This is a genomic window from Streptomyces sp. NPDC007808 (genome assembly GCF_042868655.1).
In the GTDB taxonomy this organism is placed as follows: Bacteria; Actinomycetota; Actinomycetes; order Streptomycetales; family Streptomycetaceae; genus Streptomyces.
This window is the reverse complement of record NZ_JBIAEQ010000006.1, coordinates 162224-185098: the sequence shown is the minus strand read 5'-3', so window position 1 is coordinate 185098 and position 22875 is coordinate 162224. Positions and strand designations below refer to the sequence as shown.

25 protein-coding genes and 2 pseudogenes are annotated in these 22875 nt (G+C 71.3%); 15 read left to right on the top strand and 12 right to left on the bottom strand.

The genetic code is table 11. From position 1 onward, the window contains the following. Positions 1-110 precede the first annotated feature (110 nt). Together ACFYNL_RS23215 and ACFYNL_RS23210 are read right to left on the bottom strand one after the other, a co-directional pair. Positions 111-635, bottom strand: coding sequence for a toxin-antitoxin system, toxin component (locus ACFYNL_RS23215; protein ID WP_388807287.1), 525 nt, complete (start codon positions 633-635; stop codon positions 111-113). Positions 636-674: 39 nt separating this feature from the next. Continuing rightward, positions 675-1325, bottom strand: a complete 651-nt coding sequence (locus tag ACFYNL_RS23210) for a helix-turn-helix domain-containing protein (RefSeq protein ID WP_388806545.1) — start codon at positions 1323-1325, stop codon at positions 675-677. A 223-nt stretch (positions 1326-1548) separates the two neighbouring features. On the opposite strand from ACFYNL_RS23210, the gene ACFYNL_RS23205 reads away from it, so the two are divergent. The 7 genes from ACFYNL_RS23205 to ACFYNL_RS23175 all read left to right on the top strand — a co-directional run bounded on the left by ACFYNL_RS23205 (position 1549) and on the right by ACFYNL_RS23175 (position 8025). After that, the gene (locus tag ACFYNL_RS23205; RefSeq protein ID WP_388806543.1) at positions 1549-2208 is read left to right on the top strand and encodes a hypothetical protein; all 660 of its coding nucleotides are present in this window, start codon (positions 1549-1551) and stop codon (positions 2206-2208) included. Positions 2209-2392: 184 nt separating this feature from the next. Further along, positions 2393-3544: an NAD(P)/FAD-dependent oxidoreductase gene (locus tag ACFYNL_RS23200; RefSeq protein WP_388806541.1), complete on the top strand. Its 1152-nt coding sequence runs from the start codon at positions 2393-2395 to the stop codon at positions 3542-3544. Next, on the top strand, positions 3541-3843 hold the full coding sequence (locus ACFYNL_RS23195) for a (2Fe-2S)-binding protein (protein WP_388806539.1): 303 nt from the start codon (positions 3541-3543) through the stop codon (positions 3841-3843). The genes ACFYNL_RS23200 and ACFYNL_RS23195 overlap by 4 nt, the downstream gene beginning before the upstream one ends. Continuing rightward, entirely contained in the window at positions 3836-5251 is a 1416-nt protein-coding gene (locus ACFYNL_RS23190; RefSeq protein ID WP_388806537.1) for an FAD-dependent oxidoreductase, read from the top strand. Before ACFYNL_RS23195 ends, ACFYNL_RS23190 begins: the two co-directional genes overlap by 8 nt. Before the next feature lie 78 nt (positions 5252-5329). Next, positions 5330-6232 (top strand): dihydrodipicolinate synthase family protein, encoded by a 903-nt coding sequence (locus tag ACFYNL_RS23185; RefSeq protein ID WP_388806535.1) that lies wholly within the window; start codon positions 5330-5332, stop codon positions 6230-6232. Positions 6233-6265: 33 nt separating this feature from the next. Continuing rightward, complete coding sequence (locus ACFYNL_RS23180; protein WP_388806534.1) at positions 6266-7267, top strand: proline racemase family protein; 1002 nt, start codon at positions 6266-6268, stop codon at positions 7265-7267. Positions 7268-7320: 53 nt separating this feature from the next. Continuing rightward, positions 7321-8025, top strand: a complete 705-nt coding sequence (locus tag ACFYNL_RS23175) for a GntR family transcriptional regulator (protein WP_388806532.1) — start codon at positions 7321-7323, stop codon at positions 8023-8025. Between the two features lie 56 nt (positions 8026-8081). Here the strand turns inward: ACFYNL_RS23175 and ACFYNL_RS23170 are convergent, their stop codons facing one another. Genes ACFYNL_RS23170 through ACFYNL_RS23155 form a run of 4 tightly spaced genes read right to left on the bottom strand, consistent with a single transcriptional unit; the run spans position 8082 to position 11450 of the window. Continuing rightward, positions 8082-8888: an ABC transporter ATP-binding protein gene (locus ACFYNL_RS23170; RefSeq protein ID WP_388806530.1), complete on the bottom strand. Its 807-nt coding sequence runs from the start codon at positions 8886-8888 to the stop codon at positions 8082-8084. 23 nt (positions 8889-8911) lie between these two features. Beyond that, positions 8912-9691: an ABC transporter permease gene (locus ACFYNL_RS23165; RefSeq protein ID WP_388807286.1), complete on the bottom strand. Its 780-nt coding sequence runs from the start codon at positions 9689-9691 to the stop codon at positions 8912-8914. Between the two features lie 20 nt (positions 9692-9711). After that, on the bottom strand, positions 9712-10485 hold the full coding sequence (locus ACFYNL_RS23160) for an ABC transporter permease (protein ID WP_388806528.1): 774 nt from the start codon (positions 10483-10485) through the stop codon (positions 9712-9714). Further along, positions 10482-11450, bottom strand: a complete 969-nt coding sequence (locus tag ACFYNL_RS23155; protein WP_388806526.1) for an ABC transporter substrate-binding protein — start codon at positions 11448-11450, stop codon at positions 10482-10484. The genes ACFYNL_RS23160 and ACFYNL_RS23155 overlap by 4 nt, the downstream gene beginning before the upstream one ends. 185 nt (positions 11451-11635) lie before the next feature. On the opposite strand from ACFYNL_RS23155, the gene ACFYNL_RS23150 reads away from it, so the two are divergent. Next, positions 11636-12487: an IclR family transcriptional regulator C-terminal domain-containing protein gene (locus ACFYNL_RS23150; RefSeq protein ID WP_388806524.1), complete on the top strand. Its 852-nt coding sequence runs from the start codon at positions 11636-11638 to the stop codon at positions 12485-12487. Here ACFYNL_RS23150 and ACFYNL_RS23145 read toward each other — a convergent pair. The 6 genes from ACFYNL_RS23145 to ACFYNL_RS23120 all read right to left on the bottom strand — a co-directional run bounded on the left by ACFYNL_RS23145 (position 12402) and on the right by ACFYNL_RS23120 (position 18281). Continuing rightward, positions 12402-13346: a PDR/VanB family oxidoreductase gene (locus ACFYNL_RS23145; RefSeq protein ID WP_388806522.1), complete on the bottom strand. Its 945-nt coding sequence runs from the start codon at positions 13344-13346 to the stop codon at positions 12402-12404. The two genes, ACFYNL_RS23150 and ACFYNL_RS23145, sit on opposite strands and share 86 nt — an antisense overlap. Next, positions 13343-13513: a hypothetical protein gene (locus ACFYNL_RS23140; RefSeq protein WP_019756246.1), complete on the bottom strand. Its 171-nt coding sequence runs from the start codon at positions 13511-13513 to the stop codon at positions 13343-13345. Before ACFYNL_RS23140 ends, ACFYNL_RS23145 begins: the two co-directional genes overlap by 4 nt. After that, positions 13510-14580, bottom strand: coding sequence for a Rieske 2Fe-2S domain-containing protein (locus ACFYNL_RS23135; protein WP_388806520.1), 1071 nt, complete (start codon positions 14578-14580; stop codon positions 13510-13512). The genes ACFYNL_RS23140 and ACFYNL_RS23135 overlap by 4 nt, the downstream gene beginning before the upstream one ends. A gap of 395 nt (positions 14581-14975) precedes the next feature. Beyond that, positions 14976-15872: a universal stress protein gene (locus ACFYNL_RS23130; protein WP_388806518.1), complete on the bottom strand. Its 897-nt coding sequence runs from the start codon at positions 15870-15872 to the stop codon at positions 14976-14978. A 455-nt stretch (positions 15873-16327) separates the two neighbouring features. Then, on the bottom strand, positions 16328-17305 hold the full coding sequence (locus ACFYNL_RS23125; protein WP_388806516.1) for an Acg family FMN-binding oxidoreductase: 978 nt from the start codon (positions 17303-17305) through the stop codon (positions 16328-16330). A 73-nt stretch (positions 17306-17378) separates the two neighbouring features. Beyond that, entirely contained in the window at positions 17379-18281 is a 903-nt protein-coding gene (locus ACFYNL_RS23120) for a universal stress protein (protein ID WP_388806515.1), read from the bottom strand. Positions 18282-18683: 402 nt separating this feature from the next. On the opposite strand from ACFYNL_RS23120, the gene ACFYNL_RS23115 reads away from it, so the two are divergent. From ACFYNL_RS23115 to ACFYNL_RS23085, 7 genes and pseudogenes are all read left to right on the top strand, one after another. Continuing rightward, entirely contained in the window at positions 18684-19121 is a 438-nt protein-coding gene (locus ACFYNL_RS23115; protein ID WP_388806513.1) for a pyridoxamine 5'-phosphate oxidase family protein, read from the top strand. A gap of 148 nt (positions 19122-19269) precedes the next feature. Next, positions 19270-19444, top strand: a pseudogene (locus tag ACFYNL_RS23110) (glycine radical domain-containing protein); the annotation flags it as partial. Further along, positions 19441-19722, top strand: a pseudogene (locus ACFYNL_RS23105) (4Fe-4S cluster-binding domain-containing protein); the annotation flags it as partial. The pseudogenes ACFYNL_RS23110 and ACFYNL_RS23105, both read left to right, overlap by 4 nt. A gap of 335 nt (positions 19723-20057) precedes the next feature. Next, entirely contained in the window at positions 20058-20399 is a 342-nt protein-coding gene (locus tag ACFYNL_RS23100; RefSeq protein WP_388806512.1) for an ArsR family transcriptional regulator, read from the top strand. Beyond that, positions 20396-22126, top strand: coding sequence for a SulP family inorganic anion transporter (locus ACFYNL_RS23095; protein WP_388806510.1), 1731 nt, complete (start codon positions 20396-20398; stop codon positions 22124-22126). Before ACFYNL_RS23100 ends, ACFYNL_RS23095 begins: the two co-directional genes overlap by 4 nt. Further along, positions 22123-22452, top strand: coding sequence for a pyridoxamine 5'-phosphate oxidase family protein (locus ACFYNL_RS23090; protein ID WP_388806508.1), 330 nt, complete (start codon positions 22123-22125; stop codon positions 22450-22452). The genes ACFYNL_RS23095 and ACFYNL_RS23090 overlap by 4 nt, the downstream gene beginning before the upstream one ends. Continuing rightward, complete coding sequence (locus ACFYNL_RS23085; RefSeq protein WP_388806506.1) at positions 22452-22865, top strand: ATP-binding protein; 414 nt, start codon at positions 22452-22454, stop codon at positions 22863-22865. The genes ACFYNL_RS23090 and ACFYNL_RS23085 overlap by 1 nt, the downstream gene beginning before the upstream one ends. Positions 22866-22875 lie beyond the last annotated feature (10 nt).

Sequence of the window (22875 nt, the reverse complement as noted above, 5' to 3'; positions counted from 1 at the left end):
CCAGCTTGCCGCCCACCACTGACAATCGGGCTCGGCCACGTGTGGGTTCGCCCGCTCAGCGGAGGTGAAACGCCCCCGAGGCGGCGTGCGCGCCACCGCGGCGCCCTCGTTCAGCCCTGTGGGCCCAGGTAGCCCAACGACGCCTCGATGCGCCCCGCCAGGTGATCGCGCTGACCTCGTACCGACGACACCGCCAGCCAAGCCCGGCACTTGCTGGCCAGCAGCAGGCCGAAGGTCTCGGCCTCCTTCTCCTCGGCCTGGTCGAAGTGGCTGCGGGCGGCGACCTTCAGGACCGTCGAGCGCAGGTCGGCGTCGTCGCTCAGGAGGCGGGCCGCCACGGTGGCGCCCTCGACGCTGTGCGTGCAGTGCCCCGCCTTCATGTGCCACAGCTCGTGGCCGAGGATCACCAACTGGTGGTCGGGTGCGGTGCGTTCCTCGATCACGACGAGGTCCTGGTCGGCCATGTCGAGCCACAGCCCGCTGGCGGTGCCGACGGGGAAGGCGGCCGTACGGAAGTGGACGGGACGGCCGCGGCGTCTGCTCATCGCGTCGCACAGGGCGCCGTACAGCATCTCCGGCGCCGCGGGCGCGGGGAGGCTCAGCTCCGCGACCAACTCGCCGCACAGGCGGCGCATTTCCCTACCGATGCCCACGTGTCTCCCGTTCCTCCCGGCTCACGACTCGGGCCGCTTGACGCTTTCCAGGAGCATGTCCAGCCACTCGGCGACCTTGTCGCGGTGCTGGTCGGTGGGCAGTTGGGCGGCCCGCCAGGCGATTCCGCGCACGCCGTGATCCTGGAGGAGTCTCTCCAGCGGGTCCTCGGCCGCCTGCGCCGCCTCCCGCTCCGCGAGCTTGTGCAGCAGGTCCTGTTCGGTGTGCTGGAGGGCGCCCGTGAGTGCCTCGGGGTCCTCGGCCGTGAGGAACCCCGCGTGGACGCGGAAGAAGCGCTGGATGGCGTCGCAGTGCTCCATGGTGGGGCGCCGGTCGCCGTTGATCAGGGCGCCGGCCTGCTGGCGCGACATGCCCGCACCGTCGGCGATCTCCTGCTGGGTGTACCTGCGGCCGTTCGGCTTGAGGCGCGTGCGGCGCAGGAGGTCCAGGCGCTGCAGAAAGCGGGCCTGCACGTCCGGCTCGCCGGCGGGGCGGCCGCTCAGCAGGGCTTTGACGACGGGCTCGGGGACGCCGCAGGCCACGGACAGGCGGCCGGTGTCGAAGACCTCAGTGTGCGGCACGCCGAGCCGGTCGGCGAGCGCGGTGACACGGGCGACGACGGCCGGCAGCGCAGCCGTCTGCGTGGCGCCCGGACCCTCGAAGCCATCCGTCACCGACAGATCTCCTACGTCTCTCACAGGCTTCTCACAAGCGGTTGCCGTGAACTCGGTGGAGATTACCCGCTAGTTCGAACTCACATCCAGGTCTCGCCACAACTGTGGCCAATTTCAGCCGTCAACAGGCACCGAATGCCACGATAGTTGACATGGCTCCGGCGGGGGCAGCAGGATCGGGGCGCCGCGAGAAGGCCGCATAGGCAAGAGGGGTGACCTCCCGATGGCATATCAGGCAGGTGGGCAGCGGTCCGTTCCGCGGCCCGTCCCCGAGGGGCGCGAGGCCCAGGAGTATCTGCAGGACTACACCACTCTTCTGGAGGCCGTGCCGTTCCCGTCTGTCGTTCTCGATCACCGCTGGGACGTCGTTCTGGCGAACACCGCTTTCGCGTCACTTTTCAGCGGCGTGGGCCCGCATCCGACGGCCATGCCCGACGACAACTTCCTCCGGTTCGTCCTCTTCCACCCTGATGCGAGCACGGTCCTCGGTGACCACGAGTCCAGCTGGTGCCTGCCGATGCTGGCGCACTTCGCGGCGGCCGTGGAGGGGCGCGGCCACGACCACGGGCTGCAGGCCATCCGCCGCGAGATCGCCCAGGACCCGATCATGGAGGCCGCCTACCGGCAGGGCCTGCCGCACTGGGTCCGCGCGGTCGGCGAGCGGGCGGTGGCCCACGACGGCGCGGTGCGTCCCCTGCTGCATCCCGACCCCCGTTGGGGCGCCACCGAGTGCCGCGTCGTGGACGAGACGCCGAGAACCCTTCAGGAACTGGGGTACACCCGGCTGACGCTGGTGCTGCGCGAGGTGCGCCGCGACCGGCCCAGGTCCCGTGGGATCCGCCGCCGCACCGCGGCCCATCTGCGCGTCGTGCCCACCCCCTGAGGCTGGTCGGGGCACCGTCGGCGTTCAGGTCGCCGACGGCGCCCCGTCAGCGTGCGCGCACGCCATCGTCGAGCCTGAAGCTGAAGTCCCTCCGTCGTCACCTCATTCGTCGTCACCCATTCGTCGTCACCTCACTCGGCGTCACCTCATTCCCAGCGTCTGGGATATGTGACATAGTACTGCCGTGAGTAAGCCACTGACCTGCGACGTCGTGGTCGTCGGAGCCGGAATGGTGGGTGCGGCCTGCGCCCTGTACGCGGCCCGCGCGGGCCTCGACGTCATCCTCGTCGACCGTGGCCCGGTGGCCGGCGGCACGACCGGTGCCGGAGAGGGCAACCTCCTCGTCTCCGACAAGGAGCCGGGCCCGGAGCTGGACCTGGCGCTGCTGTCCGGCCGCCTCTGGGACGAACTGGCACGGGAGTTCGGCGAGGCCGTCGAGTACGAGGCCAAAGGGGGAGTGGTCGTCGCCTCCTCGTCCGGCGGGCTCGCGGCACTGCAGCGGTTCGCCGAAGGGCAGCGTGCCGCGGGGGTCATCGCCGAACCGGTCGCGGGCGACGCGCTGTACGCTCTCGAACCCCACCTCGCCCCGGGCCTGCCCGGCGCCGTCCACTATCCGCAGGACGCCCAGGTCATGCCCGCCCTGGCCGCAGCCCACCTGGTCCGCGCCTCCGGCGCCCGCCTGCTCACCGGCCACACCGTCACCGGCGTCCTGCGCGCCCCGGACGGCACCGTACGCGGGGTCCGCACCGACCGGGGCGACCTCCACACGGCCGCGGTCGTCAACGCGGCCGGCACCTGGGGCGGCGAGGTCGCCGCCCTGGCGGGCGCCCCGTTGCCCGTCCTCCCTCGGCGCGGCTTCGTCCTCGTCACCGAACCCCTCCCACGCAGGGTCCGGCACAAGGTGTACGCCGCCGACTACGTGGCCGACGTCGCCAGCGACTCGGCCGCGTTGCAGACCTCACCCGTCGTGGAGGGCACCGTCGCGGGGCCGATCCTGATCGGGGCCAGCCGCGAGCGGGTCGGGTTCGACCGGACGTTCTCCCTACCGGTCGTACGGGCCCTGGCGGCCGGCGCGACCCGGCTGTTCCCGTTCCTGGAGCGAGTGCGGGCCATGCGCTCCTACCTGGGCTTCCGCCCGTACCTGCCCGATCACCTCCCCGCCGTCGGACCGGACCCCCGCGTCCCCGGGCTGTACCACGCCTGCGGTCACGAGGGCGCGGGCATCGGACTCGCCACCGGCACCGGCCACCTGATCGCCCAAGCCCTCACCGCCGACAGGCCCGACCTGGACCTGGCGCCGTTCCGCCCCGACCGCTTCGCCGAGGAGGCCGCGTGAGATCCCCCGTGGAACTGGCCGACGCCCGTCCCGGCCCCCCGTTCACCGTCACCCTGGACGGCCGTGAGATCCAGGCCCTGCCCGGCCAGACCGTCGCCGCCGCGCTCTGGGCGGCCGGAGTGACGTCGTGGCGCCGCACCCGGGGCGAGGGCCGTCCGCGCGGTGTCTTCTGCGGCATCGGCGTCTGCTTCGACTGTCTCGTGACGGTCAACGGCCGGCCCAACCAGCGGGCCTGCCTGGCGCCTCTGCGGCCGGGCGACGCCATCCGCACCCAGGAGGGGACGGGCCACGATGACTGACCCGGACCGGCCGGAGGCACGCCCGCACCTGGCGGTGATCGGCGCCGGCCCGGCCGGCCTCGCGGCGAGCGTCGCGGCCGCCGCGCACGGCGTACGGGTCACACTCCTGGACTCGGCCCCGCAGGCCGGCGGGCAGTTCTACCGGCAGCCCGCCGCCGAACTGCGCGCCCGCCGTCCCCAGGCCCTGCACCACCAGTGGCGCGCCTGGGAGCGGCTCGCCGAAGCGCTGCGCGCGCACGTCCGGGCGGGCACCGTACGGCACCTGACGGAGCATCACGTGTGGTGCGCGCAGCGGCGCACCGACGGCTTCACCGTGCACGCGCTCCTCGGCCCGGAGCAGGAGGACCCGGTCGAGGTGAACGCCGACGCCGTGCTCCTGGCGACGGGCGGATACGAGAAGGTGCTGCCGTTCCCCGGCTGGACCCTCCCCGGTGTCGTCACCGCGGGAGGCGCCCAGGCCATGCTCAAGGGCACGCTCGCGGTCCCCGGCCGCACCGCCGTGGTCGCCGGGACCGGCCCGCTTCTCCTCCCCGTGGCGACCGGCCTCGCCGCGGCCGGCGTCGAGGTGGCCGCTCTCGTCGAGTCAGCAGGCCCCAGGGCCTTCGCACGGCGGTCCCGCGCGCTGGCAACGCAGCCCGGCAAGGTCGTCGAAGGCGCCGGGTACGCGGCACGGCTGCTGCGCCACCGGGTACGGCTCCTGGCCCGGCACACGATCGTGGAGGCCCACGGCACCGGTCGGGTCGAGGCGGTCACCGTCGCCGCGCTCGACGGCGACGGCCGGGTCAGGCCCGGCACCGGACGCCGTATCCCCTGCGACACCCTCGCCGTCGGCCACGGCATGCTCCCGCACACCGATCTCGCCGAGACACTGGGCTGCCGGCTCGACGGACACGACGTGCGCGTCGACGACGAACAGCGCACCGACGTGCCCGGCGTCTGGGCCGCCGGGGAGGCCACGGGCGTCGGCGGCTCCGCCCTCGCGCTCGCCGAGGGCCGCATCGCCGGGCACTCGGCCGCGGCGCGCCTGCGCCGGACCGAGCCCGACCCGCGCGCATGGGCGGCGGCCGCCAAGGCCAGGGACCGGCTGCGCGCGTTCTCCGCCGCGCTCGACTCCGTGTACGCGCCGCCGGCGTACTGGGCCGACCAGGTCACCGACGACACCGTCGTCTGCCGCTGCGAGGAGGTCACGGGCGGTGCGATCCGGGAGGCCGTCGCGGAACTCGGCGCCGGTGATCCGCGCACCGTGAAGCTGCTGACCCGGGCCGGGATGGGCTGGTGCCAGGGCCGGGTGTGCGGGCCCGCGGTGGCGGGCCTCGCCGGATGTGAAGCCACCCCGTCCCGGCGGCCGTTCGCCCGGCCCGTACCGCTCGGGGTCCTGGCCCGTGCCGGCGAGAACGGGAGAGACTGAGCCGGACCGACCGCACGGACATCCTGCCCACCGCTGTATCCATCAGTAAAATGTCACACCCTATTGAGAGGGGATCTCATGCCGACCACCGACCTCGAACACCGCCCCTGGCGCGGAGTGCTCGTCGCCACCGCCCTCCCGCTGAACGACGATCTCTCCGTCGACCACGGCAAGTTCGCCGAGCACTGCGCCTGGCTGGTCGAGAACGGCTGCGACGGCGTCGTCCCGAACGGCTCGCTCGGCGAGTACCAGGTCCTCACCCCCGAGGAGCGCGCCAAGGTCGTCGAGACGGCCGTCGCCGCCGTCGGCGGTGCCCGCGTGATGCCCGGCGTGGCCGCCTACGGCTCCGCCGAGTCCCGCCGTTGGGCCGAGCAGGCACGCGACGCCGGATGCGCGTCCGTGATGCTGCTGCCACCCAACGCCTACCGCGCCGACGAGCGGTCGGTGCTGTCGCACTACGCCGAGGTCGCCGAGGCGGGCGTGCCCGTCGTGGCGTACAACAACCCCATCGACACCAAGGTCGACCTCGTGCCGGAGCTGCTGGCCAAGCTGCACGGCGAGGGATACGTCCACGCCGTGAAGGAGTTCTCCGGCGACGTCCGCCGCGCCTACCAGCTCGCCGAACTCGCCCCGGGACTCGATCTGCTGATCGGCGCCGACGACGTACTGCTGGAGCTCGCCATCGCCGGTGCGAAGGGCTGGGTGGCCGGCTACCCCAACGCGCTGCCGAAGTCCTGCGTCGAGCTGTACCGCGCGGCCGTCCGCGGCGACCTCGGCACGGCCAGGAAACTGTACGAGCAGCTGCACCCGCTGCTGCGCTGGGACTCCAAGGTGGAGTTCGTGCAGGCCATCAAGCTGTCCATGGACATCGTCGGCCGACACGGCGGACCGGTCCGCCCGCCGCGCGTTCCGCTGCTGCCCGAGCAGGAGGCGGCGGTCCGGGCCGCCACCGACAAGGCCGTCGCCGCGGGGCTCGCGTAACCGTACTCACGTCACCGCAAAGGAGGCCGGACCGTGCGCAGCACACTCGTCCTGCACGCCGTCGACTCGCACACCGAGGGCATGCCCACCCGCGTCGTCACCGGCGGCATCGGCACGATCCCCGGCGCCACCATGAACGAGCGGCGCCTGTACTTCCGTGAGCACCGCGACGACATCAAGCAACTCCTGATGAACGAACCGCGCGGCCACTCGGCGATGAGCGGCGCCATCCTCCAGCCGCCCACCCGTCCCGACTGCGACTGGGGCGTCCTCTACATCGAGGTCTCCGGCTATCTGCCGATGTGCGGGCACGGCACCATCGGCGTGGCGACGGTGCTCGTCGAGACCGGCATGGTCGAGGTCGTCGAGCCGGTCACCACGATCCGGCTCGACACCCCGGCGGGCCTCGTCGTGGCCGAGGTGGCGGTGGAGGACGGCGCCGCCAAGGCGGTCACCCTCCAGAACGTGCCGTCCTTCTCCGTCGCCCTCGACCGCAAGATCACACTGGCCGACGGACGCACGGTGACGTACGACATGGCGTACGGCGGCAACTTCTACGCCATCCTGCCGCTGGAGCAGTTCGCGGTGCCGTTCGACCGCTCCCGCAAGGACGACATCCTCCGGGCCGGTCTCTCCCTCATGGAGGCGATCAACGCCGAGGACGAACCCGTCCACCCGCAGGACGCGTCCATCCGCGGATGTCACCACGTCCACCTGGTCGCCCCCGGCTCCACCGCCCGGCTCTCCCGGCACGCCATGGCTATCCACCCCGGTTGGTTCGACCGCTCACCCTGCGGCACGGGCACCAGCGCGCGCATGGCCCAGCTGCACGCGCGCGGCGAACTCCCCCTGCACACCGAGTTCGTGAACGAGTCCTTCATCGGCACCCGGTTCACCGGCCGCCTCCTGGGCACCACCGAGGTGGCGGGCCGCCCGGCCGTCCTGCCGAGCTTCACCGGCCGCGCCTGGATCACCGGCACGGCGCAGTACCAGCTCGACCCGACCGATCCGTTCCCGGCCGGGTTCGTGCTGTGAACGTCGAGGATAATGAGGCGCGTACCGCGTGACATTGCACAGCTAGGAGACCCATGGCCGTCCAGCGCACCGGCGCCCCGTCCACCGCAGCCGCCCCGGCGCTGCCCACCCTGGGCGGCAAGAAGAGCAGCTACCGGGAGCGGGTCGCCGACGCCCTGCGGGCCGCGCTGATCGCCGGTGAACTCCTCCCCGGCGAGGTGTACTCGGCACCGACCCTCGCCGCCCGCTTCGGCGTCTCGGCGACGCCGGTGCGCGAGGCCATGCTCGACCTGGTCAAGGAGGGCCTGGTCGACACCGTTCCCAACAAGGGCTTCAGGGTCACCGAGGTGTCCGAGAAGCAACTCGACGAGTACACGCACATCCGCGCGCTCATCGAGATCCCCACGGTGGTGGAGCTGGCCAGGACCGCTGACAAGGTCTCCCTGGAGGCACTGCGCCCCGCCGCCCGGGAAATCGTGCAGGCCGCCGTCTGTGCCGACCTCATCGCCTACGTCGAGGCCGACACCCGCTTCCACCTCGGGCTGCTCGCCCTCGCGGGCAACGCCCATCTCGTCGAGGTCGTCGGCGACCTGCGGGGGCGTTCCCGGCTCTATGGGCTCACCGCGCTCGTCCGGGCGGGCCGCCTGCTGGCGTCCGCCGAGGAGCACCTCGAACTCCTCGACGCGCTGATCGCACGCGACGAGAGGGCCGTACGGGAGGTCATGACAAGGCACCTCGGGCACGTCCGGGGACTGTGGGCCGCACGCGAAGAGCACTGACGGGGCCCGTGCCGTGCCGTACACCGAGGGGCGCGGCCCGGCCCCACCCCGGCCGGTCAGGGACGCGGAGGGGTGTCCGTCTCGGCGATGGCCGCCGCCTTGCGCTTCGCCGACCGGACCTGCTCGTACACACGGGTCCGCAGCTCGGCGAAGCGCGGGGACACACGCGTGGTCAACTGGTCCCGGTCGTCGGGCAGATCGACCTTCAGCTGCTCCCGTACGACGGTCGGCGACGCGGAGAGCACGATCACCCGCTGACCGAGGTACACGGCCTCGTCGATGTCGTGGGTGACGAAGAGGATCGTGATACCGCGTTCCCGCCACAGCCCCCGTACGAGGTCCTCCAGATCGGCCCGGGTCTGGGCGTCCACGGCCGCGAACGGCTCGTCCATCAAGAGGATGTGAGGCTCGTACGCCAGGGCGCGGGCGATCGCCACCCGCTGCTGCATTCCGCCCGACAGCTGCCAGGGGTACGCCCCGGCGGCGTCCGCGAGGCCGACCGACGTCAGCGCGTCGGTGACCAGCTCCCGGCGGCGGGCCCTGCTCATATCCTTCTGCCTGAGCGGCAGTTCGACGTTCTCGCCGACCCGCATCCACGGGAAGAGGCTGCGCCCGTACTCCTGGAAGACGAACGCCATGCCGGGCGGCGGACCACTCACCCGCTGCCCCACCAGGCGCACCTCCCCCGCCGTCGGCGTCAGCAGCCCGCCCACGCACTTCAGCAGGGTCGTCTTGCCGCAGCCCGACGGGCCCACGAGGCAGACCAGTTCCCCCGCGTCCACGGTGAAGGTGAGGTCGCGGACCGCCTCCACGCGCCGCCCCGACCCCTCGTAGACCTTCCGCAGGCCACGTACGTCGAGCATGGACCGCCCTTTCTCGTCGAGGTTCACGGCGACCGCCGGGCCGAGGCGCGCAGACCGTGGTACCAACCGAGCGCCCGCCGCTCGACCAACCGGAAGAGGACCGACAGCAGGAAACCGAGCAGACCGAGGACCAGGATGCCGGTCCACATGTCGGGGATCGCGAACCCGCGCTGGAACTGGACGATGGTGAAACCGAGTCCGTTCTGCGCCGTGAACATCTCGCTGATCACCATGAGGATGATGCCGATGGACAGGGCCTGCCGCAGGCCCGCGAAGATCTGCGGGCTCGCCGACCTCAGCACCACGTGACGCAGCCGTGCGGCGCCCGTGACGCCGTACGAGCGGGCTGTTTCCGACATGACCGAGTCCACCGCGCGCACGCCCTCGGCCGTGTTCAGCATGATCGGCCAGACGCAGCCGCTCGCGATCACGACGATCTTGCTCATGTCTCCGATGCCCGCGAACAACGTGACGACCGGCACCAGCACCGGCGGCGGCACCGCCCGCAGGAACTCCAGGACCGGCTCGCACACCGCCCGCACCCGCCGGTAGGACCCGATGACGGTGCCGAGCGCCACGCCCACGACGGCCGCCAGCGCGTAACCGCCGGTCAGCCGCAGCACGCTGGGCAGGACGTCGTCGCGCAGGCGCTGCGCGGTCCACACGTCCGGGAATGCCTCCAGGATGGTCTGCAGGGGAGGCCAGTACACGTCGGTGCTGCCGGCGGAGGCGAACCACCAGGCGGCCACCAGCAGGGCGGGCAGCGCGGCGACGAAGAAGAGCCGCAGGACCAGGCGCTTCACACCGCCACTCACACCGCCACTCACACCGCCACCTCCCCGCGTACCGACTGGTGCCAGGCCAGCGCCCGGCGCTCCACCGTCCGCGCACCCACGTTGATCACCAGTCCGAGCAGACCGGTGACCACCACCAGGGCGTACATCTCAGGTACGGCCTGCGAGGTCTGCGCGACGGCGATGCGCCGGCCCAGTCCCGGGGCGCCGATGACGAGTTCGGCCGTCACCGCGAGGATCAGGGCGACCGCGGCGGCCAGGCGGACGCCCGTCATGACGTACGGCAGGGCCGTGGGCCACAGGACGTGGCGGACCCGCGCCCAGGTGCCGAGGCCGTAGGAGCGGGCCGTCTCCTCGGCGACCGGGTCGACGTCCTGGATGCCGTACAGCGTCTGGATCAGCACCTGCCAGAACGACGCGTACACCACCAGCAGGAGCACCGACTGCAGTTCCGTGCCGTACAGCAGGACCGCGAGCGGGATCAGGGCGACCGAGGGGATCGGGCGGAGGAACTCGATCGTGGACGCGGTCGCCTCCCGCAGGTGGGGCACGACCGCGATCACCACTCCCGCGAGGATCCCGGCCGTCACCGCGATGGCCAAACCCAGCGCCCAGCCGGTGAGCGTGTCCCCGAGCGCCGTCCAGAACGCCTGGTCACCGAGTTCCGTCAGGAGCGCGTCGGTGATGCGGCTGACAGTCGGGAAATAGTCCTCGGAGACGATGCCGAGCCGCGGGACCGCCTCGCACAGGGCGAGGAACCCCGCGAGCCCGGCCGCGCCCAGCAGGGCGTTGGCCGCCTTCACGGCAGCAGCTTGTCCAGGTCGGCGCTCTCCTCGAACAGGCCGTCGCGCTCGGCCAGTTCGGCCAGCTTCTCGATGGAGGCACGGTCCGGCTCGGCGGGGAAGTGCGGCAGGGTCAGTCTGTCCAGCAGGTCCGGCGGGATCTTCGTGTAGGTGGTGAGGATCCGGCGGACCTCGTCCGGGTGGCTGTCGGCGTACTCGAGGGACTCGGCGGTCGCCTCCTGGAACTTCTTCACCAGCTCCGGGTTCTCCTGGGCGTACTGCCGGGAGGTGAAGTACATGGCCACGGTGAGGTTCGGGTCCACGTCGTAGAAGCTCGACGCGATGGACGTGCCGCCCTGGGCCTTGACGGTGGCGAGCGCGGGTTCCGGCGTGCAGGCCGCGTCGACCTGGTCGTTGTCGAGCGCGGCGGGCATCTGGTCGAAGGGCATCTCGACGAACTTCAGCTTCGACGGGTCGCCGCCGTCCTTGCGCACCGACTCCCTGACCGCGGTGTCGCAGATGTTGTTGAGCGTGTTGACCGCGACCTTCTTGCCCTCCAGTTGCCGGGGGGACTTGATCGCGCTGCCCTTCTTCACCGTGGTGCCCATGAAATCGGCACCCTCCTTGGCAGTGGAGGCGACGCCGTTCGCCACGACCTTGACGGGCATGTTCTTGGAGGCGGCCACCAGCAGGGACGTCGTGTTGCTGAAGCCGAACTGGAACTGACCGGAGACGACACCGGGCAGGATCGCCGCTCCGCCCTGGGCGGGTACCAGCTCCAGCTCGATGCCGCGCTCGGCGTAGAAGCCCTTCTTCTGGCCCAGATAGACGGGAGCCACGTCCAGGATGGGAATGACTCCGACCTTGAGCGTGGTGGTACCACCGGATCCCTTGTCCCCGCCGGCCGACCCGGAAGAATCGGAACTGCAGGCCGTCGCGGCGGTGAACAGGGTGCCGGCCGCGAGGCAGATGAGCAGACGACGCATGACTCCCCCTAGTGGGACAGCTCTTCGACGGGCGGTGCGCAGACCGCACACAAGTGCTCAGCGCGAAACTAAGGGGTTGCCGGTCTGAGGGTCAATGCCTGTGTACGCAAGGGCAGTTGACATCACGAGATCCGCACTTCTAGCGTGCGCAGAGCGTACGGTCGTACGGCACGCCGGAGGCCAGGATGTCCGCAGAAGCCCGCGCACCTCATTTCGTCCGGTCCTTCGAACGCGGCCTCGCCGTGATCCGAGCCTTCGACGCCGAGCACCCGGCGCTGACGCTCAGCGAGGTCGCGCGCGCCTGCGAGCTGACCCGTGCCGCCGCCCGCCGCTTCCTGCTCACCCTCGCCGACCTCGGCTACGTCCACACCGACGGCCGCCACTTCCGCCTCACCCCGCGCGTGCTGGAGCTCGGCTACTCCTACCTCTCCAGCTACACCCTGCCGCAGATCGCCGAACCCCATCTGGAGCAACTCGTCGCGCAGGTACGGGAGTCGTCCTCGCTGTGCGTCCTGGACGGCGACGACATCGTGTACGTCGCCCGCGTCCCGACCCGCCGCATCATGACGGCGTCCATCACGGTCGGCACCCGGTTCCCGGCGTACGTCACCTCGGTGGGCCGGGTGATCCTCGCCCACCTGCCGGAGGAGGACGTTCGGCCCCGGCTGGCACAGGCCGAGTCGAAGCCCCTGACCGCACGCACCATCACCTCACCTCAGGTCCTGCGCGCCGAGCTCGGCCGGGTCCGCCGGCAGGGATACGCCCTCGTCGACCAGGAGTTGGAGGAGGGGCTGAGGTCGCTCGCCGTCCCGGTGCGGGACCGGGACGGCGAGGTGATCGCGGCGGTCAACATCGCCGTGCACGCCGGCCGCAACTCCGTCGACTCCGTACGCCGCGACCTGCTCCCGCACCTGCTGGCGACGGTCGCCCGCATCGAGGCCGACCTGCGGATCACAAATCCAGCAGCAGCCGCTTCCCCCGGCACCGGGACACACAGATCATCATCGTCTCGCCGCTCCGCTGCTCCTCGGCCGTGAGCACGGAGTCCCGGTGCTCCGGCGTGCCGTCCAGGACATCGGTCTCACAGGTGCCGCAGGTGCCCTCGGTGCAGGAGTAGAGCACCTCCACACCTGCCGCCCGTACCGTGTCCAGCACGGAGACGCCCGGCGAGACCGTGAGGGTCAGCCCGCTCCGGGCCAGCTCGACCTCGAACTCCCCGTCGTCGGCACCGGGCAGGTCTTTCGGCTGGAACCGCTCGACGTGCAGGACTCCGGGAGGGCAGCGCGCCTCGACGGCGTCGAGCAGTGGCCCCGGGCCGCAGCAGTACACGAGGGTGCCGTCCGGCACGTCGTCGACCGCGGGGGCGAGGTCCAGCAGCCCGGTCTCGTCCTGCGGGGCGATCGTGACCCGACCGCGGCCGTACCGCCGCGCCAACTCCTCGGCGAAGGCCATGGATCCACGCGTACGCCCGCCGTACAGCAGCGTCCACTCGGCACCCGCGGCCTCGGCCGCGGCGAGCATCGGCAGGATCGGGGTGATGCCGATTCCACCGGCGACGAAGCGGTACGCCGAGGCCGGCACCAGCCGGAAGTGGTTGCGCGGTCCGCGGACCCGGACCTTGTCGCCCGGGCCCACCCGACGGTGCACATGGGCGGACCCGCCGCGCCCGTCCGGCTCCAGCAGCACGGCGATCCGCCACGCCGTACGGTCCGCCGGGTCGCCGCACAGCGAGTACTGGCGCTCCAGCCCCGGCCCTAGCACCACGTCGATGTGGGCGCCCGGCTCCCACGCCGGCAGCGGCTCGCCGAGCGGATGGCGCAGGGTCAGGGCAAGCACGCCCTCGGCGGCGAACTCGCGCCGCACCACGACGAGTTCGTCCTCGTGCACGTCACTCATGAAGTGCTTCCTCGCGGTTCGTGTCCTTCGGGATGCCCCAGCATCCACTCCCACATGCGCACCGGGTCCTGCGCGGTGTGCTCGGCGCCGCAGTGGCAGGTGCCGCGCAGGGTGTCGGTGCCCGGCAGCCAGTCGATGCGGTAGACCTCACCCGTCGGGCTGCTCACAGGACCTTCTCCACCGGCTTGTCGCCCTCCTCGACCAGCCGGGCGAGGATACGGCGGGCGGCCAGTCCACCGGTGTCGATGTTGATGCTCAGCTCCTGGTAGCCGTGCCGTTCGGTGCCGAGGGTCTTCTGCAGCAGGTTGAGCGCGGTGACGTCCTGCATGACGACGGTGTGGTTGTTGCCGCGCAGGAACTCGGTGACCTCGTCGTCGTCCGTCGCCCAGTCACGCGAGACAGCCCAGAAGTCGTACACCTTGCCGTCGCCGGACGGGGTGATGGCGTACGTGACCTCGGTGTGGAAGCCGTTCGGGTCACTGCCGTCCGCTTCCGGCAGCACACCGACCGGGGCGACCCGGCTGTGCAGCAGATACAGGCACGGAGCGTGGTACTCGATGTCCTGCCAGCGTGTGATCCGGCCCTGGATGCCGGTCGACCTGGCGTAGAACGGCGGGCACTCCGCGTCGTCCATGTGCCGGCTCACCCGTACGATGCCGGCGCCCTCGTCGACCTCGGTGGTGATCGGCGTCTCGGCGACCTCGGGGGTGCCGATGTAGCCGCCGTGCAGATAGGTCTCGTGCGAGAGGTCGAGGAGGTTGTCGACGAGCAGGCCGTAGTCGCAGTCGATGGGCTCCATGCCGCGCACGGTGACCCAGCCGGGGGAGTCGAGGTGCCTGGCCCGCGGGATGCTTCCCGGGTCGGCGAGTGCCGGGTCACCGATCCACACCCAGATCAGCGAGTCCTGTTCGACGACGGGGTAGGAGGCCACGCGCGCCGTCCGCGGGACGCGCTTCTGCCCCGGCACGTACACGCACGTACCTGTCGTGTCGTACGTGAACCCGTGGTACCCGCACACGATCCGGTCCCCGTCGAGCCGGGTCGGCGCCTCGGACAGCGGGTAGCGCCGGTGCACACAGCGGTCGTGCAGGACGACCGGTGTCCCCTCCTCCTGCGTGCGGTAGAGCACGAGCGTCTCACCGAGGATCGTGCGCCCGAGCAACTCGCGTCCGACCTCATGGCTGTATGCGGCGACGTACCACTGGTTCCTGGCGAAGGCGGTCATGTGCGGCATGAGCGGGTCCCGTCATCCTCGACGTCGTGTCGGAAACACCATGACAATGTCGCCTCCACCCCGGCAATAGGACTTCCGTGGGACGGAAACTCCCTGGTCAGCCGCTTGCTGCTTGCCACGTGGGATTCAGCTCGCGTCACCGCTTCGGCCGAGGCCGGATCAGGTGCCTTTCTGGTCCTGTCCTCGCGGGGTCGAATTGGGGTCGCATTGAGCGTGTTGACCGTTCCACGGGTCCATCCGCCCTCGTGCCGCGATAAGTGGCCTCGCTTCGTCACGGGGTCTTCCACAGCGGGTGGGCCATGTCGGGGATGACCTCGGTGAGGAGGAGTAACGCCCAGAGCATGCGCATGCCCTGGGCGCCGCTGCGTGTCCGGCGGTCACTTTCGCGTAGCCGGTCAGTCGTGCGGGACCACCGCGACCGGTGCCGTGGCGTGGTGGAGCACGGCATGGGTGACGGGCCCGATGCGGGCACCGAGCGGGGACTGCCGGATGCGTCGCCCGACGACGACCAGTGAGGCATCGGCCGCGGCGTCCACCAGGTGGGCGCCGGCGTTGCCCACCGCTGTCTGCTCGACGACCTCCACGCCGGGGAACTTCTCCCGCCAGGGTGCCAGGGCCTCTTCGACGGCGTTCGTCTCCTGGCGGGCCAACTCGTCGTTCAGCGCCGGATCCGCGGGCAGGCCGTAGGCGAAGTAGGGCGGCAGGCTCCAGCCGTGCACGACCCGGAGCCTGGCCGCTCGGCTGGCCGCGGCCTCGAACGCGAACGCGACGACCGCGTCGTCGGGGCGCTTGTGGTCCAGCCCCAGGACGACGTCCCGGTACGGCGTTTGGGTCGACGGACGACCGTCCGCGTCCAGCTGACGCTCGCCCTCGGCGCGCGCGTCGGAGCGTACGAGGACGACCGGCCGCCTGGTCCGTGCCGCGAGCGCGAGCCCGACCGAGCCGACCAGGAAGCCGACGACGCCGCTCAGCCCCCTGGACCCGAGGACCAGCGGATCGGCTTCGGCGGACGCGCTGAGCAGCGCAGTCACGGGAGGCTGCGCCACATGCTCCCAAGTGATCCTCAAATCGGGGTGGCTTTCGCGCAGTTGCTCAGCCGCCTCCCGCAGGACGTGCTCGCCCCAGTGCCGGTGCGCAGCGCCATCGGGCACCGGCTGGGCGTACGGCTGCCAGTCCCAGGCGTGCACCAGGCGCAGGGGCAGGCCCCGCCGCTCCGCTTCGCGGGCCGCCCACAGAGCCGCAGCCAGGCTTTCGGGCGAGCCGTCCACTCCGACGGTCACGGTACGGGGCATGAGGAGGACCTCCTTGGTGGCAACGAAGGGCCAGAAGCGGCCTGTTGTCAGGCTGTCACCCGGACGGACGCGTCAGCAGGGCCCAGTGGCCCACGGTTGAGGTGACGTAGGGCCCTGACGATCAGGCCGCCCGGGCTGGACGACCACGCCCGCCGTGAGAGGCAGGGGCAGGAGCAGCGCCTCGTACCAGTCGCCCCCAAGTGGTGGCCCGCAGGTGCAGTGCGGTCGGGAACTCCTCTGCCAGCCGGATCCCAATTTTGCACGGCCGGATCGACGCGGCCACCCACCATCCGCGCCTGACTGAGGCAGGAGGCGGCCGGGGTTGGTCCCGGCCGGCACGAGGCGAGGCGGTTCGCTGCACCGCTCAAGTGACTGCCGTCGCCAACGACGATGGTGAACTGTGCGACCTGCCCGGTCCCGACCGCGGAGCGCTCCGTGTCTCTGCCAGAAGGCCACTACACCGACAGGACGTCCATGGCCGGACGCCTCGATGCCGGCCGGGCCGGGGTGGCATGACCGAGCCGGAGGATCATCTGCGGAAACTGGTCGCCGGCCACCTGTGTGCGGACCTGTGCCCGCAGGTACGGCAATTCGAGCGGCTGGGTGTGGAAGGCTGCCATGACCCGGTGGCCGGCGGCGTGCAGCAGGACCCGCTGGAGCGCCTGACCGGCGCGCAGCCAGTCCTCCCGCGTGTCGTGCTGGGTCGTGATCAGGGCGATCAGACCCGTGCGTGCCCGCCATACCCGCGGCGCGGTGGGCCGGATCCGGGTGATGCCGAGGAAGTCCCGGCTCGACAGTGTGGTGCAGTCCGGGTGGAAGGTGCACGTCTCCAGGGGCACTCCGTCAGGGCTGCCGCCTGCCGCGCGAGTCCAGCGGGTCAGTTCAGCGGTTCGCTTCGTGTCCGCCCGCAGGGTGTCCTCGGCTGTACCGACCAGTTGCGCAAGGCGTTGGGTCTCGGAGCGGGACTCGACCGTGTACAGCTCGGCACCCTCGGATCGCGCGTGATGGCGCAGTTCGTCGACCAGTTGCTGCGGCAGGGCAGAGGACTGGAACGGCCCGCGGTGCGTGTGCCGTCGGCGCAGGGCCCAGTGCATCAGTTCCTCGTGGGCTGCCGGCTCCGCGTAGGAGCCCCAGTCCACCCGGGCCAGATGGGTCCTGTTCCAGGGGTTGGGAAAGGCCTGGACCACCGGGACGAAGCCCAGGTGCCGCATGGCGATGCGTACGTTGAACAAGGCCGCGCCGCAGCTGATGACCATCTCGCGGCTGTCCGGATCGGTGAGCGGCAGACGGCGGGTGGTGTCCGCGTGAAGGTCGAGGCCGGTGCGCCGGCCGGTGAAGAGCCACGGCTGGGTGTTGTGCACCGAGGGTGCGGTGATCGCGGCGCGTACCAGGTGAGTGGTCGCGTGATCGACGCCGGTGTGTGTTGCGTACATGGTGGATGCTGCCGTTCGTCGTCCGTCGGTGTTTCGGGTGTGGCTGAGCGGTCGGAGGTGGCCGGAGGGCGCTTCAGTCGTGGGCCACGACGGCGACGGGGCAGTTCGCGTGGTGGATCACCGTGTGGGCGATCGGGCCGGTTCGGGGGCCGAGTGGTGTCTCGCGGATCCGGCGGCCCATGACGAGCAGACTCGCGCCGGAGGATGCGTACACCAGGCGGGTGCCTGCCTTCCCCTCCGTGACCGTCTCCGAGACCTCGACATCGGGGAACTTCTCGCGCCAGGGCTGGAGCACGGCGCTGAGGAATCCGCGCCACTCCTCGTCGAGCCGGGGAGCGTCCAGGAGCCCGATCTCACCCGGGCCGAGCGAGAGAGACGAGGGGCCGGTCCACGTGGACACGGCATGCAAGGTCGCCCCACGCACCTGGGCCGCCTCGAAGGCGAACCCGATCACCTCGTCGCACGGATCGGCGAGATCGAGACCGAGGGCGACCTCGCGGTACGGCGTACGCGTCGACGCGTTGCCCTCCTTGTCCGGCATGTGCTCGTCCTCCGATTCCTCGCCCGCGCGGACGAGGACCACGGGGCAGGTCGCCCGCGCCACGACTGCCTGGGCGACCGAGCCGACGAGGAACCCGGTGAAGCCGCTCAGGCCGCGGGAGCCGACCACCAGCAGCTCGGCCTGGTCCGCAGCGCGCAGCAGCGCGGTGCTGGCGGGACCGTCCACCTGCGCGTCGGTCACGTGGACTCCCGGGCAGGTTCGAGCGATGAGCTCCCCGGCCTCCTGCAGGATGCGACGTGCGGCATGACGGCGCACGGCTTCACCCGCGTCGGAACGGCCGTTGGGCGGGCTCCAGTTCGAGGCGTGCAGCAGATGCAGCGGCAGACCGCGGCGCACCGCTTCGCGGGCCGCCCATCCGGCGGCGGCAAGGCTTTCGGCAGATCCGTCGACTCCGGCGACGATCGGATGTGACATGGGTGCCCACCTCCATTGCTTCGCACTTGGAACTCGCGCGTGCATGGCTCTCGGTCCAGGCCCTTCGGCCTCCTCTTCATCGTTGTGCCGCGTTGCGGTGGGAGGCAGGGGCCGTCCGGTCCCGCCGTGGGGCCCGGACGGCCCCGGCGCGGTGAGAGCGGTCTCCCGGACGACGGGGCGGATGGCGGGCGGGCGTATGGAGAAGGAGGCGAATCGTCATGGAGCAGCGCTCGTTCGGCTCCCGGACGGGCCGCGTCTGTCCGACGGTCGCCGATGGGGCGTAGTGGTACCGCAGCGAGGGCCGCTCTCAGGCCCAGGTGGGACCGATGGCCTCTGACCTCCGACGCCGAGGCCACGGACGATGGAGTGCGAGCGTTGCCCTGCGTGAGAGACGGACCGGCTATGTATCCCAACGATGGTTTCCGTGAACTCGGTCGGCAGGAATGTCTGGATCTGCTGGCGAAGGTGTCGGTCGGCCGCATCGTGTACACCCGGCAGGCCCTGCCCGCAGTTCTGCCGGTCAACTTCTGTCCGGCCGAGGACGGTGCGGTGTTGCTGCGCACTGCGGCTTCGGAACTGGCCCGTGCGGTCGACGGTTCGGTGGTCGCCTTCGAGGCGGACGAGGTCGACGCGGTCGCCCGGACCGGCTGGAGCGTCGTCGTGACCGGGCGGGCGGCAGTGGTGAACGACCCGGCCGAGCGCGAGCACCTGAGCAGGGTCGTTTCCTGCCCCTGGGCCCCTTCGCCCGTGGAGGTCGTCGTGCGTGTCGAGCCCGAGCTGGTCACCGGATGTGAGTTGGTCGGCGGCCGCACGCTGTACGGGGTGCGGCTCTCCGCCTGACCGGGGGCCTGCGCGGAGGGCCGAAGGGCCCGTGCAAAGGGGCCGGACGGTCGTGGTGGCGAGTTCCTGGCGGCCCTGCCCCGCACCACGAGGGGTGACGAGTCGTCGGTGAGCCGAACGCGGAGATCCCGCGCCGCCGCCATCGTGCGGCTTCCAGATGAACGACGTGCTGAACCGGGCGGCGCTTCGAGGACGCCATGGAACATCCGGAGGAGTGCCCGGACTTGACGATGCGGGTCTCAGGATACGCGGTCGACTTCGTCCGTCTGGCCCGCGAGCAGCAGCTCGACGTGATCAGCCGCACCTCTCACGGAGCACTGTGAACACCGCGACGCAGCTTGCCGCCGGACGGGTCTCGGGCCGGATCCACTCCTGGGACCTGTCCACCGGCGTGTACGGCCCGGGCACGCGGTTCGTGCTGTTCATCAGCGGCTGCCCGCTGCGCTGCCTGTACTGCGCCGATCCCGACACCTGGCACATGCGCGACGGGCGGAAGGCCACCGTCGACGAGGTGATGGTCGAGATCGGCACGTACCGGTCCATCAGCACGGCGGGCGGGGGAGTGACGCTCACGGGAGGTGAGCCCCTGCTCCAGCCGGCTCGCCGACACCGATCTGGTCCTGCTCGACATCAAGTCCTCGGCGCCCACAAGTACGACGCCCTCGGGCTGCCCTTCCCCCTGCGCGACACGGCCACGCCCGCCCCGGAGCCGACCGGGCGCGTGCGTGAGTCAGTTCCGGGAGCACGGGCTGCGGGCCCTGTGACCCTGACGGCGTGCGGTCCCAGGGACGATCATCGGCCCTTGCTTGATATAGCAGATAGCCAATTGCGTAATTTCGCAATTCGTTAGATGCTGTGTAGCCTGTACTGCAGCCGCAGGCAGAGCGTTCTGTGCGTGCCCACGAGTGGGGCGTTGTTAGGAGAAGCCGAGGGGCCGTGTCCGTTCCGCTGTACCAGGCCGAGGCCGAGTTCTCCCGGACGCTCCGGCAAGCCGCGTGGACAAGGGTGCTGGAGTCGCTCCAGGACGGGCCCGAACCGGTGCGCGGACTGCTGGCCGCGATGGAGGCGGGACCCTCCAACCTGTCGCAGCACTTGGCGATATTGCGCCCCTCCAGCATCGTCACCTGGGTGCGTGACGGCTCGATTGCCCTCGACGCATTGGCCGGCGCCGACGTCGCGGACCTGCCGCGAGCAGCACGCCGGATCCTGACCGAGTTGCCGGCCGGTCGCATGGAGCTGCTGGCCGAACTGAGGGAAGCCGAGGCCGCCGCGCGATGACCTCGGGAACCACGGCCGGTCGGGCCCGAGCCCGGATCGCGTCGCTGCTGCCCACCCGTACCGACCTGTGTCAGATGCGGCGCGATCCGCGCCGGGATCTGCTCGCCGGCCTGACCGTCGCGATCGTCGCACTGCCACTGGCGCTGGGTTTCGGCGTTTCCTCCGGGCTGGGGGCCGAGGCCGGGCTGGCGACCGCGGTGGTCGCGGGCGCGCTTGCCGCGCTGTTCGGCGGATCGAATCTTCAGGTGTCCGGTCCCACGGGGGCCATGACGGTGGTGCTGGTACCGATCGTCGGAGAGTACGGGCCGACCGGGGTGCTCGCGGTCGGGCTGATGGCCGGCGTCATGCTCGTCGCGCTGGCCGTGCTGCGAGCCGGCCGGTACATGCAGTACGTCCCCGCGCCGGTGCTGGAAGGCTTCACGCTCGGCATCGCCTGCGTGATCGGACTCCAGCAGGTCCCGAACGCGCTCGGCGTGGGCAAGCCCGATGGCGACCGTGTGCTGGTGGTGACCTGGCGGGCGGTCGAGGAGTTCACCAGGCACCCGAACTGGACCGCCGTCGGTCTCGCGGTCGCGGTGGCCGCGGTCATGCTGGCCGGGGCCCGTTGGCGGCCGACGGTTCCCTTCTCCATCCTGGCCGTGATTGCCGCTACGGCCGTCGCGCAGCTCGCCCACCTGGACGCGGTCAAGCCGATCGGTGACCTGCCCTCCGGCCTGCCCGCCCCCTCGCTCGGCTTCCTGGACCTCGTATCGCTGAGCACGCTCCTCGCCCCGGCCGTGGCGGTCGCCGCGCTGGCCGCGCTGGAGTCGCTGCTGTCCGCCTCGGTCGCCGACGGCATGACGGTCGGCCAGCAGCACGACCCGGAACGCGAGCTGTTCGGCCAGGGCCTGGCCAACATCGCCGCCCCGCTGTTCGGCGGTGTACCTGCGACCGGGGCCATCGCACGCACCGCCGTCAACGTCCGCACCGGCGCCGTTTCCCGGCTCGCGGCGCTCACCCATGCCGCGGTCCTCGCCGTGATCGTCTTCGCGGCCGCGCCGCTGGTGTCGAAGATCCCGCTCGCCGCGCTGGCGGGCGTGCTCCTGGCCACCGCCATCCGAATGGTCGAGGTCGGCTCCCTGAAGGCGATGGCCAAGGCCACCCGCTCCGATGCGCTGATCCTCGTCCTGACCGCGGTCGCCACCCTGGCCCTCGACCTGGTCTACGCGGTGATCATCGGTCTCGTCGTCGCGGGCGGCCTGGCCCTGCGCGCGGTCGCGCAGCAGGCCCGCTTCGACCAGGTGCCCCTGGACCGGGGGGACCACAGTGCCGAGGAGCACGCCCTGCTGGCCGAGCACATCGTGGCGTACCGCATCGACGGGCCACTGTTCTTCGCCGCGGCACACCGCTTCCTGCTGGAGCTGACGGATGTGGCGGACGTCCGGGTGGTGATCCTGCGCATGTCCCGGGTCAGCACCATCGACGCGACCGGTGCACTCGTCCTCAAGGACGCGGTGGAGAAACTGCAGCGGCGCGGCATCGCCGTCATGGCGTCCGGCGTACGTTCCGGTCAGCGCCAGGTTCTCGACTCCGTCGGCGCCTTGGAACTTCTGCGGCACAAGGGCCGGGAGTACGCCACCACACCCGAGGCGATCCGCGGCGCCCAGGACTACCTCAAGGGCGCAGGCGTGCTGCCCGCCGTCGCCGTCCCGGCGTCCCGGTCGGTCAGTGAGGAGGGCCGCCGATGAGTACTCCCTTTGCCACCACCCTGCGCATGGCCGAGCTCTCCGGAGCGCAGGCGCTGTGGCGGCTGGAAGGACGCACGGTGGGGCCGCTGGTGCATGTGCGGCGGGAGCAGGCCGTCGTCCGTCCGGCTCGCCATGTGGGGGAGAACGGTCGTCTGGTCGTCCGGGCACCCGCCGCGGCTGCAGCGGTGCCCGCGACGGCGACCTACCACGTGGACGAGATACACGCCGGGGCCGGCACCGTTCGGATCCACAGCCCGCATGGCACGCTGCTGCGCGTCCACCCCGGGAGGGTGACCGGTTTCCGCCTCACTCCTGGGGAGGCCTGATGGCCGCGGCACTCGGCGTCCTGCCGTACCGGCATGTGCTCACACTGCCCAACGAGCCGGCCGCAGTCCGTCTCGCCCGCGAGACCGCGCAACAGGCGCTGACCGAGTGGGGCATCGGTCTGCACCGGACCGTTGTGGACGCGGCGCTGCTGATGCTCAGCGAACTGGTCACCAACAGCGTCCGGCACGCCGCCGAGATGTCCCCGCAGATCACGGTGATGTACGCGGCGAGCGGGAGCCGCCTGGCCCTCGCCGTACACGATCGCCACCCTTACCAGCCGCCACTGCCACGAGCGGACACCAGCACCGGTGGCCTTGGCACGGTCATGGAGCTCACCCGGCAACACGGCGGCACCGCTGCCGTCCACGGCGACGCCGAAGGCAAGACCATATGGATCAATCTGCCCCTGTGAAACCCATGGT

What these genes read in the sequence shown, in the direction of transcription:
- ACFYNL_RS23190 (WP_388806537.1), top strand. Translation starts at nt 3,836, where the DNA reads ATGACTGACCCGGACCGGCCGGAGGCACGCCCGCACCTGGCGGTGATC.
- ACFYNL_RS23150 (WP_388806524.1), top strand. Translation starts at nt 11,636, where the DNA reads ATGTCCGCAGAAGCCCGCGCACCTCATTTCGTCCGGTCCTTCGAACGC.
- ACFYNL_RS23145 (WP_388806522.1), bottom strand. Translation starts at nt 13,346, where the DNA reads ATGAGTGACGTGCACGAGGACGAACTCGTCGTGGTGCGGCGCGAGTTC.
- ACFYNL_RS23135 (WP_388806520.1), bottom strand. Translation starts at nt 14,580, where the DNA reads ATGCCGCACATGACCGCCTTCGCCAGGAACCAGTGGTACGTCGCCGCA.
- ACFYNL_RS23115 (WP_388806513.1), top strand. Translation starts at nt 18,684, where the DNA reads ATGTATCCCAACGATGGTTTCCGTGAACTCGGTCGGCAGGAATGTCTG.
- ACFYNL_RS23170 (WP_388806530.1), bottom strand. Translation starts at nt 8,888, where the DNA reads ATGCTCGACGTACGTGGCCTGCGGAAGGTCTACGAGGGGTCGGGGCGG.
- ACFYNL_RS23125 (WP_388806516.1), bottom strand. Translation starts at nt 17,305, where the DNA reads ATGTACGCAACACACACCGGCGTCGATCACGCGACCACTCACCTGGTA.
- ACFYNL_RS23175 (WP_388806532.1), top strand. Translation starts at nt 7,321, where the DNA reads ATGGCCGTCCAGCGCACCGGCGCCCCGTCCACCGCAGCCGCCCCGGCG.
- ACFYNL_RS23205 (WP_388806543.1), top strand. Translation starts at nt 1,549, where the DNA reads ATGGCATATCAGGCAGGTGGGCAGCGGTCCGTTCCGCGGCCCGTCCCC.
- ACFYNL_RS23120 (WP_388806515.1), bottom strand. Translation starts at nt 18,281, where the DNA reads ATGTCACATCCGATCGTCGCCGGAGTCGACGGATCTGCCGAAAGCCTT.
- ACFYNL_RS23090 (WP_388806508.1), top strand. Translation starts at nt 22,123, where the DNA reads ATGAGTACTCCCTTTGCCACCACCCTGCGCATGGCCGAGCTCTCCGGA.
- ACFYNL_RS23130 (WP_388806518.1), bottom strand. Translation starts at nt 15,872, where the DNA reads ATGCCCCGTACCGTGACCGTCGGAGTGGACGGCTCGCCCGAAAGCCTG.
- ACFYNL_RS23095 (WP_388806510.1), top strand. Translation starts at nt 20,396, where the DNA reads ATGACCTCGGGAACCACGGCCGGTCGGGCCCGAGCCCGGATCGCGTCG.
- ACFYNL_RS23155 (WP_388806526.1), bottom strand. Translation starts at nt 11,450, where the DNA reads ATGCGTCGTCTGCTCATCTGCCTCGCGGCCGGCACCCTGTTCACCGCC.
- ACFYNL_RS23185 (WP_388806535.1), top strand. Translation starts at nt 5,330, where the DNA reads ATGCCGACCACCGACCTCGAACACCGCCCCTGGCGCGGAGTGCTCGTC.
- ACFYNL_RS23215 (WP_388807287.1), bottom strand. Translation starts at nt 635, where the DNA reads ATGCGCCGCCTGTGCGGCGAGTTGGTCGCGGAGCTGAGCCTCCCCGCG.
- ACFYNL_RS23085 (WP_388806506.1), top strand. Translation starts at nt 22,452, where the DNA reads ATGGCCGCGGCACTCGGCGTCCTGCCGTACCGGCATGTGCTCACACTG.